This is a genomic window from Mesorhizobium sp. A623, from assembly GCF_054489405.1.
This window is the reverse complement of the sequence record NZ_JBTMXB010000087.1, coordinates 1-3,355: the sequence shown is the minus strand read 5'-3', so window position 1 is coordinate 3,355 and position 3,355 is coordinate 1. Positions and strand designations below refer to the sequence as shown.

Genomic DNA, 3,355 nt, shown 5'->3' with positions numbered 1-3,355 from the left:
CCAGCACAGGCTCTGATGGCCGTCGCCCAGGTCCTTGACCGGCGGCACCTGCGTTTCGCATTTGTTGCCGGGCACCAGATGCTTGTAGCCACAGCGCGTCTGGAACGGGCAGCCGCTCGGCGGGTTCATGGCCGAGGGAATATCGCCCTCCAGCACAATGTGCTTCTTGACCACGCTGGTATCGGCGATCGGGATCGCGGACAACAGCGCCTCCGTATAGGGGTGATAGGGCGGCGCGAAAATCTGGTCGGTCGTGCCCTGCTCGACGATATAGCCGAGATACATGACCACGACGCGGTCGGCGATGTAGCGCACCACCGACAGATCATGGCTGATGAACAGCATCGTCGTCTTGTTCTTGCGCTGGATGTCCATCAGCAATTCCGTGACGGCCGCCTGCACGGATACGTCCAGCGCCGAAACCGGCTCGTCCGCCACCACCACCTTGGCGTCGCCGGCAAAGGCGCGCGCCACGCCGATGCGCTGCTTCTGGCCGCCCGAAAGCTGGCGCGGCTTTCGCGTCTCGAACGCACGCGGCAGTTTCACCAGATCCATCAGTTCCAGCATGCGCTGGCGCCGCTCGGCCGGATTGTTGCCGACATGAAATTTCTCCAGCGTGCGGATGATCTGCGAGCCGACCGAATGGCTGGGGTTCAGCGTATCGAACGGGTTCTGGAACACCATCTGGATGGACGACACCGTATCGACGCTGCGGTTCTCGACGCCCGTGGACTGGATTTCCTTGCCGTCCAGCGTCACGCTGCCGGAACTGGCGGTTTCAAGGCCAAGCAGCACCTTGGCCAGCGTCGACTTTCCGCAGCCGGACTCGCCGACGATGGCGACAGTTTCGGACTCGCGCGCCGTGAACGAGATCGTCTCGTTGGCCTTGACAACGCGGCCGTCGCTACCGCCGAACACCTCGTTGCCGCCGACCTTGTAGTATTTGCGCAGATCTTCGATCTTCAGCACCGGCGCGCCGGGCACGATCTTTTCCGTGACCTTCTGCGCGCCGGGCGGCAGTTCATCCCAGTCGATCTCGTTGAAACGCACGCAGCGCGAAAAGTGCCCCTCATGCCCCTCGACCGGGATCATCGGAATTTCGGCGGCGTTGCACAGCCCTTCCACGAAATGGTGGCAGCGCGGCCCGAAATTGCAACCCTTCGGGCGCTCGTGCGGCAGCGGCAACTGGCCGGGAATGGCGATCAGCGGTCGTGAATTCTTGTCGGCGCCGGGCAGCGGGATCGAGCGGAACAACCCCTGCGTATAGGGGTGGCGCATGCGGTCGAACACGTCCTTGATCTTGCCGGTTTCCACCGCTTCGCCCGAATACATCACGGTGATGCGGTCGCAGGTCTCCAAGATGAGGCCGAGATTATGCGACACGAAGATCATCGACGTGCCGAATTTTTCGCCGAGCCCCTTCACCAGTTCGACGATGCCGGCTTCGACCGTGACGTCGAGCGCGGTGGTCGGCTCGTCCAGAAGCAATAACGCCGGCTTGGAAAGCAGCGCCATGGCAATGACGATGCGCTGCTGCTGGCCACCGGAAAGCTGGTGCGGATAGGAGCGCATCATGCGTTCGGCATCCGGCAACCGCACCGACCGCACCATCTCCAGCGCCCGTTTATAGGCCTCGTCCTTCGAAACCTTGTCGTGGATCAGCGGCACTTCCATCAATTGCTGGCCGACCTTCATGGCCGGATTGAGCGACGCCATCGGCTCCTGGTAGATCATGGCGATCTTGTTGCCGCGGATGGAGCGCAGCTCCTCCTCGGTCAGTTCGCCCATGTCCTTGCCCTGGAACTTGATGCGCCCGCCGACGATCTTTCCGATGTTGGACAGGTCGCGCATAATGCCAAGCGACACGGTCGACTTGCCGCAGCCGCTCTCGCCGACGATGCCCATGGCCTCGCCGGGCATGACCGTGCAGGAAAAGTCCATCACCGCCGGAATTTCTCCGGCGCGGGTGAAAAACGAGATCGACAAATTCTCGATCTCGATGATCGGTTCGGCGTCTTTTTCGATGTGCGTGGCTTTGACGGCTTCGTTCATCGGATCGACCTCAATCTTTCATCGATTGCTCACGCAGCGCGTCGGCAAGCAGGTTCAGGCCAAGCACGAACGACATCAGCGCGATTGTCGGCGGCAATGCCGGATGGATGAACTGCCGCAACAGCCGGCTGGCATCCTTGATCGCCGTGCCCCAGTCCGGGCTCTCGGGTGCAAGGCCGAGGCCGAAATAACCCAACGTGCCAAGCAGGATCGTGGTGTAGCCGATGCGCAGGCAGGCATCCACGATCAGCGGCCCCCGCGCATTGGGCAGGATTTCCCACAGCATGATGTACCATGGGGATTCACCGCGCGTCTGCGCCGCCGCTACATAGTCGCGCGTCTTGATGTCCATGACCAGCCCCCGCACGATGCGGAACACGCCGGGCGACGAGGCAAATACCACCGCCACGAAGATGTTGAGCTGGTTCGGCGCCATCTTGATGAGCCCCAGCGGATCGGCATTGAACACGAGGCCGGCATAGACCCAACCGCCTATCACCAGCGTCAGGCCCATGAGGGTATAGATGCGGTCCGGCCGATTCTTGAAGCGCGTCCAGAACAGGACGGAAAAGAAGATGATCGGGAACAGGAAGAACACGCCGGCCATGCCGTAGGGGATTGGCGTATCCATGATGCCCGGCGTGACCAGCAGGTAGAAAAGCAGGATGACCGGGAAAGCCAGCACGAGGTTCGCGAGGAACGACAGCACCGTGTCGATCTTGCCCCCAAAATAGCCGGCAGGCAGGCCGAGCGTGATGCCCACCATCAGCGCGAAACCGGTCGCCGCAGGCGCGATAATCAGCACGATCTGGCTGCCATAGACCATGCGTGAGAAGATGTCTCGGGCGAGCTTGTCACCGCCGAACAGATAGACAAGACCCGATTTCGGTTCGATCGCACCCGGCAGAACATCCTTCATGGCCGGAATCTGTGCCAGCGGATTAAACGGCGCAATGGTCGAAGAAAAGAGCGCCGTGAACAGCCAGAACAGACAGATGCCGACGCCGACGACGCCGACGGCGCTGTCGAACAACTGGCCGTAAAGGCCGAGCTTGTGTTTGAAAATAATGCTCGCACCCATGACGATGGCGAGCGCCAGCCATACCGGCCAGAAGCGCTCCAGCACGCCAAGGATTACCTGAAAGGCATCGATGTAGGTCACCTGCATCGGCCGTTCCCCCTACTGAACCCGGATACGCGGATTGAGATATGCATAACCGACGTCTGAAATGAGCTGCGTGATCAAGACGATGAACACAGAGACCAGCGAACAGCCGAGCAGAAGCTCGATGTCGTTATTGCC

General features: G+C 61.2%; 2 protein-coding genes and 1 pseudogene. All 3 read right to left on the bottom strand.

Features of this window, described 5'->3' with window-relative positions; genetic code table 11:
• Positions 1-2,052 (bottom strand): dipeptide ABC transporter ATP-binding protein (locus ACX3P1_RS27810; RefSeq protein ID WP_459082987.1); only part of this gene is annotated, 2,052 nt, incomplete at its 3' end.
• 10 nt (positions 2,053-2,062) lie between these two features.
• Complete coding sequence (locus ACX3P1_RS27805; RefSeq protein WP_459082985.1) at positions 2,063-3,220, bottom strand: ABC transporter permease; 1,158 nt, start codon at positions 3,218-3,220, stop codon at positions 2,063-2,065.
• 12 nt (positions 3,221-3,232) lie between these two features.
• Positions 3,233-3,355, bottom strand: a pseudogene (locus ACX3P1_RS27800) (ABC transporter permease); the annotation flags it as partial.